The sequence below is a fragment of the Planomonospora algeriensis genome, from assembly GCF_977012225.1.
Genome location: NZ_CDRNDK010000398.1, coordinates 1 through 5874 on the forward strand (window position 1 = coordinate 1; position 5874 = coordinate 5874).

Below are 5874 nucleotides of genomic sequence, written 5' to 3' on the forward strand. Positions count from 1 at the left end.
TCACCCGGTGAGCGACGGCCAGGCGGCGTGCAGGGCCTCCCGCCAGTCCCGCATCGGGGCCATCCCCGCCGCCGCCCACCGGTCGTGGCCGAGCACGCTGTTGGCGGGCCGGGGCGCGGGGCGGGGAAGGCCGAGGCCGGCACCGGGCGGATCCGGCCGGGATCGGCGCCGAGCAGGGCGAACACCTCGCGGGCCAGGCCGTACCAGGTCGTCCGGCCGGAGCCGGTGCCGTGGTAGACGCCGGCGGGCGCGGCCGACCGGCCGAGCTCCACCAGCCGCCGGGCCAGGTCGGCGGTCCAGGTCGGCTGCCCGTGCTGGTCGTCGACCACGTCGAGCGTCTCCCGCTCCGACTCCAGGCGGATCATCGTCCGGACGAAGTTCGGGCCCGCGGCGCCGTACAGCCAGGCCGTGCGGACGACGTAGCCGGTGTCCGGCAGCAGTTCCAGCACCGCCCGCTCGCCCGCCAGCTTGGTCCTGCCGTAGGCGTTGACCGGGGCCGCCGGGGCGTCCTCGGCGTACGGACCGGTCTCCCGGCCGGAGAAGACGTAGTCGGTCGACGGGTGCAGGAGCCGGATCCCGGTCTCGGCGCAGGCGGCGGCCACGGCCCGCGCGCCGTCGCCGTTGACCGCCAGCGCCCGCTCCTCCGCCGCCTCGGCGTCGTCCACCGCGGTCCAGGCCGCGCAGTTGACCACTACGTCGGGTTCGGCGTCCTTGAGGGCGACCCGGACCGCCTCGGTGTCGCGGACGTCCAGCTCCTCCCGGCCGAGCGCGACGACCTCCTCCCCCTCGGCGCGCAGCAGCGCCACCAGGTCGGCGCCGAGCAGCCCCCGCGAACCGGTGACCAGCCAGCGCGTCACTTCGCCTCCTTGAGGGGCTTCCACCACGAGGGGTTGTCGGCGTACCAGCGGACGGTCTCGGCCAGGCCCCGGTCGAACTCCGTGCCGGGCCGGTAGCCGAGGGCCCGCAGCCTGCCGTCGTCGAGGGAGTAGCGGCGGTCGTGGCCCTTGCGGTCCTCGACGTACTCGACGCTTCCCCAGTCCGCCCCGCACGCCCGCAGCAGCCGGTCGGTGAGCTCGCGGTTGGTCAGCTCCGCCGTACCGGCGATGTGGTAGACCTCGCCGGGCTCGCCCCGCTCGGCGACGAGCTGGATGCCAGCGCAGTGGTCGTCCACGTGGACCCAGTCGCGGACGTTGCCGCCGTCGCCGTAGAGTGGGACCTTCCGCCCCTCCAGCAGGTTGGTCACGAACAGCGGGACGACCTTCTCCGGGAACTGGTAGGGGCCGTAGTTGTTGCCGCACCGGGTGATGCTGACGGGCAGGCCGTGGGTGACGGCGTAGGCGCGGGCGATCATGTCGCCGCCCGCCTTCGCCGCGGAGTACGGCGAGCGCGGCCGGAGCGGCGCCTCCTCGGTCCACGAACCGGTCTCGATCGACCCGTAGACCTCGTCCGTGGAGACCTGGACGACCTTCGCCGTCCCGGCGTCCAGGCAGGCCTGCATCAGTGTCTGCGTGCCCAGCACGTTGGTGCGGACGAAGTCGGCGGCGCCGTCGATGGACCGGTCGACGTGCGACTCCGCCGCGAAGTTGACCACGAGGTCGTGGCCGGGGACGACCTCGGCGAGCAGGCCGGGGTCGCAGACGTCACCGTGGACGAAGCGGTAGCCGCCCTCGACCGGGGCGAGGTTGGCGAGGTTGCCCGCGTAGGTGAGCTTGTCGAGCACGGTCACGGACGCGCCCGCGAACGCGGGGTACCCCCCGGTGAGGAGGGTGCGCACGTAGTGGGAACCGATGAAACCGGCGCCGCCGGTGACGAGGACTCTCATGAACTGATCTGCACCTTGCTGTGGTCGCCCAGCACCAGCCGGTGGGCTCTGGGAGTGGCGGGGGCCGGAGTCACCTCGACGTCCTGGCCGATGAGGGATGCCTCGATCCGGCGCACGCCCCTGATGGAGGAGCGCGGCAGGACGATGGAGTACTCGATCTCGCTGGCGGTGACCGTGCAGTCGGCTGCGATCGAGGTGAACGGGCCGACGTAGGAGTCGGTGACCTGCGCTCCGGGACCGATCACCGCGGGGCCGACGATGCGGGAGCGGAGCACCCGCGCGCCCGGCTCCACGACGACCCGGCCGATCAGCTCGCTGGCGGCGTCCACCTCGCCGGCCACCGCGGGCTCCAGCGACTCCAGGACCAGCCGGTTGACCTCCAGCATGTCGGTGACGTTCCCGGTGTCCTTCCAGTAGCCGGAGACGACCGTCGACTCCACCCGCTGGCCGTCGTCGATCAGCCACTGGATCGCGTCGGTGATCTCCAGTTCGCCCCGCCAGGACGGCTTCAGCTCGGCGACCGCCTCGTGCACGCTGGGGCTGAACAGGTAGACGCCCACGAGGGCGAGGTCGCTCTTGGGCTCTCTGGGCTTCTCCTCCAGCCCGATCACCCCGCCGTCCGGGCCCAGCTCGGCCACGCCGAACTGGCCGGGGTCGGCGACCCGGGTCAGCATGATGTGCGCCGACGGCCGTTCGGCGGTGAAGCGCTCCACCAGCGCGTTGATCCCGCCGACGATGAAGTTGTCCCCGAGGTACATGACGAAGTCCTCGTCGGCGAGGAAGTCCCGCGCGATCCGCACGGCGTGCGCCAGCCCGAGCGGGGCCTCCTGGCGCAGGTAGGTGACCTCCAGCCCGAAGGAGGACCCGTCCCCCACGGCCGCCTCGATCTCGGCGTGGGTGTGGCCCACCACGATGCCGACCTCGCGGATGCCCGCCGCGGCGATGGCCTCCAGCCCGTAGAACAGGACGGGCTTGTTGGCGACCGGGACGAGCTGCTTCGCCGAGGTGTGGGTGATCGGCCGCAGGCGCGTGCCGGACCCTCCGGCCAGTACGAGCGCCTTCACGTCTAGTAAGCCCCTTCCCCTGTGGTCACCGTCGACCAGGTCTTCCAGAGTATTTGCAGGTCCAGGACCAATGACCAATTCTCCACATATCTCAGGTCGAGTCGGACCGACTCCTCCCACGAGAGGTCCGATCGGCCGCTGACCTGCCAGAGCCCCGTCATGCCGGGCTTGACGAGCAGGCGCCGCCGCACGTCGGAGCCGTACCTGGCGACCTCGGCCGGGAGCGGCGGCCGCGGGCCGACCAGGGACATCTCGCCGCGCAGCACGTTGACCAGCTGGGGGAGCTCGTCCAGGGAGTATCTCCGCAGCCAGGCGCCCACCGGCGTGATCCTTGGATCGTTCCTAATCTTGAAGAGCACGCCGTTGCCCTCGTCCTTCTCCAGGAGCTCCTCGCGGACGAGTTCGGCGTCGGGGACCATGGTCCTGAACTTCAGGATGGTGAACTCCCGCCCGCCGCGGCCCACGCGCGTCTGCCGGAACAGCGCGGGACCCGGGCCGCCGAACCTGATCAGGGCGGCCAGCGCCAGGAACACCGGGAGCAGGACGAGCAGCGCGACCGCCGCCATCACCCGGTCGAAGACCCCCTTGACCAGCTGCCGGGCGCCGTTGAGGTCGGGGTGGTCCACGTGCAGGAGGGGCAGCCCGGCCACCGGCCGGATGTTGATGCGCGGACCCGCGACCTCCATGAGCGCCGAGGCCACGTAGAGCTCCGTGCCCGTCTCCTCCAGGCGCCAGGCCAGCCGCCGCAGGGCGAGCCCGTCGAGCTCCGGGCAGGAGAGCACGGCCACGGTGTCGGCCTGCACGAGCCGCACCGCGTCCGCGGCGCTGTGCAGGTCGCCGAGCACGGGGAACCCGTCGAACTGGCGGGGCGCCCGTCCCTCGGGGGCGGGCAGGCAGGCGCCGACGATCCGCATGCCGTGGTGGCGCTCCCGGCTCAGCTGGGTGTGCAGTTCGAGCACCGACGACCAGTGCCCCACCACGAGCACCCGGCGCAGGCACTCCCCCTCGTGCCTCCGGCGGTGCAGGCGCTTGCGGTAGCCGTACCGGAAGACGAGGTCGGCGAGGCCGGCGAGCGGGATCCCCACGATCACGTAGCCGCGGGCGATCGGTGTCTGCGTGGCGTACGCGGCGATGGCCACCGCCGAGGCCATGCCGATGGCCGCCTGGAAGACGCGGCGGTACTCCTCCGGCCCGTCCCCCAGGTAGCGCTGGTCGTAACCGCCGGTGATCATCATGGCCAGCGGCCAGAGCATGATGATGCACAGCGCCAGCCAGGTCTCCTGGGCATAGAGGTAGCCCATCTGGTGCCGGACGGCCACCACCCCCGCCAGGGAGGCCGAGACGCAGGCCAGGTCGCCCGCGGCGGCCGTCCGCAGATAGTGCTTCATCCAGTCGTGCGAACCCAGCCGCTGCCGAGGTGCACGCAGCGGCTCACTCACTAAACTGTCCATCGTCCCTCGCCGTCTCGCCCCACCCACGAACAACAGACGCCCCTGGCATCCCCCTGGTTGACCGCTTACCACCAGTTGCCAGACATATCTAGAGATCGTAGGAAGCGGCAAAGTTCACGCATAGGCAAGACCGATGTCCACATACGGTCACATGTCTGTGAATATGCATTCTTGACATCTCGTGTCGTACGCGACCGTCCCGAGCGGCAGTTCGAACCGTCTCGTCAGACGTCACGGATTCCCCTGACGTCCCAGATCGGACGATATCGGGAATGAAAAACGACATGATTGCAACTATCCGGATTTGTCATGAGTTGTTCTTGACAGGCCGGCGGCGTCGGGCGTCAGTCGTACTCCAGGTCCGGCAGGGGCGACGGCGGATCGGGGCTGCGCCAGACGACGACCGCGGAATCGTCGGCGGAGTCCACCGCCGCGCTGAGCCGGTCGATGTCGAAGTCCGGAAGATAGCGGAGCCGGGCGAGGAAGGTGGCGTCCGTCGCCGACCGGGGCACGACGCACCCCTGGCCGTCCCGGTCGAGCAGGATGTACAGGATCTCCGCGTCGCTCTCGCCCGCGATCCGCACCTCGACGACGTCCTCCCACGCGAGGGCGTCGACGCTGCCGTCCGCGTAGTGACGGGTCACGCCTTCTTCGGTGACGTAGACGTAGGTATCCGGCACTGAGTTGCCGTGCATGGCCGCGATTGTGACGACTCCGGGGCTTGTCACGCAATAGAGCCGCGCGAGCCGGCCGGTCGCCGCCGCGCGCGGATCACACCCCGGAGGGTGCGCCCCAGCCGTGGTCGAGGTGCGCGGCGACCGCCCTGCGGGCGGCCTCCTCCGGGCCCGCGCCGATCGCGTCGAGCAGGTCGCGGTGCTCGGCCACCAGCACGTCCCGGTCGGCGTAGGAGTCGCGCAGCCGGACCAGGCCCAGCCGGGTCTCGGCCGCCAGCACGGCGTAGAGCCGTTCCAGCCGGGGACTGCCCACGGCGACGATCAGGGCCTGGTGCAGTGCCATGTGCTCGGCCACCACGTCGGACCAGGGCGCGTCGCCCGGCAGCGCGGCCATCCGCTCCAGCGCCCCGTCCGCCTCGGCCACCCGCCGCCCGGCCAGCGAGGCGGCCATCAGGTCCTCCAGCGGACGCCGGACGAACGTCAGGTCGTCCAGGTCCTCCCCGGTCACCTCGGCCACCTGGGCGCTGCGGTGCCGCTCCCTGCGGAGCAGTCCCTCGTGGACCAGGGCCGCCAGCGCCTCGCGGACCGTCGGGCGGGCCACCCCGTAGGCGGCCGAGAGCTCCTGCTCGGGCAGGGCCGTGCCCGGCGGGATCTCCCCGGAGAGCACCCGGCGGCGCAGCTCCTCGGTGAGCGCGGTGACGGCGGAGACGGGGCGCAGGGGGACGGTCACACCAGGAGCCTATTGCCGGCGCTCCGGCCCGGCGGCCCGGATCACGCCGTCGGCGAGGGCGGGCGCGGGGACGACGGTGACCTCGGCGACGGGAGCGGGGACGACGGCGGCCTCGGCGGCGGGGCTCCGGTCC

General features: G+C 71.9%; 6 protein-coding genes. All 6 read right to left on the reverse strand.

Annotated elements, in window-relative coordinates; translation table 11 throughout:
* On the reverse strand, window positions 1-857 hold an 857-nt coding region (gene rfbD / locus ACWJ6R_RS28530; RefSeq protein ID WP_449065190.1), incomplete at its 3' end, for a dTDP-4-dehydrorhamnose reductase.
* Window positions 854-1822 (reverse strand): dTDP-glucose 4,6-dehydratase, encoded by a 969-nt coding sequence (gene rfbB / locus ACWJ6R_RS28535; RefSeq protein ID WP_449065191.1) that lies wholly within the window; start codon window positions 1820-1822, stop codon window positions 854-856. The genes rfbB and rfbD, both read right to left, overlap by 4 nt.
* Window positions 1819-2886, reverse strand: coding sequence for a glucose-1-phosphate thymidylyltransferase (locus ACWJ6R_RS28540; RefSeq protein ID WP_449065192.1), 1068 nt, complete (start codon window positions 2884-2886; stop codon window positions 1819-1821). The genes rfbB and ACWJ6R_RS28540 overlap by 4 nt, the downstream gene beginning before the upstream one ends.
* A gap of 2 nt (window positions 2887-2888) precedes the next feature.
* Entirely contained in the window at window positions 2889-4337 is a 1449-nt protein-coding gene (locus ACWJ6R_RS28545; protein ID WP_449065193.1) for a sugar transferase, read from the reverse strand.
* 344 nt (window positions 4338-4681) lie between these two features.
* Complete coding sequence (locus ACWJ6R_RS28550; protein WP_449065194.1) at window positions 4682-5032, reverse strand: hypothetical protein; 351 nt, start codon at window positions 5030-5032, stop codon at window positions 4682-4684.
* A gap of 76 nt (window positions 5033-5108) precedes the next feature.
* Window positions 5109-5741 carry a GntR family transcriptional regulator gene (locus tag ACWJ6R_RS28555; protein ID WP_449065195.1) on the reverse strand — a complete coding sequence of 211 codons (633 nt, stop codon included), beginning with the start codon at window positions 5739-5741 and terminating at the stop codon, window positions 5109-5111.
* Window positions 5742-5874: the final 133 nt, after the last annotated feature.

Coding starts and splice junctions, on each gene's coding strand:
- rfbB (WP_449065191.1), bottom strand. CDS start 1,822: ATGAGAGTCCTCGTCACCGGCGGCGCCGGTTTCATCGGTTCCCACTAC.
- ACWJ6R_RS28545 (WP_449065193.1), bottom strand. CDS start 4,337: ATGGACAGTTTAGTGAGTGAGCCGCTGCGTGCACCTCGGCAGCGGCTG.
- ACWJ6R_RS28550 (WP_449065194.1), bottom strand. CDS start 5,032: ATGCACGGCAACTCAGTGCCGGATACCTACGTCTACGTCACCGAAGAA.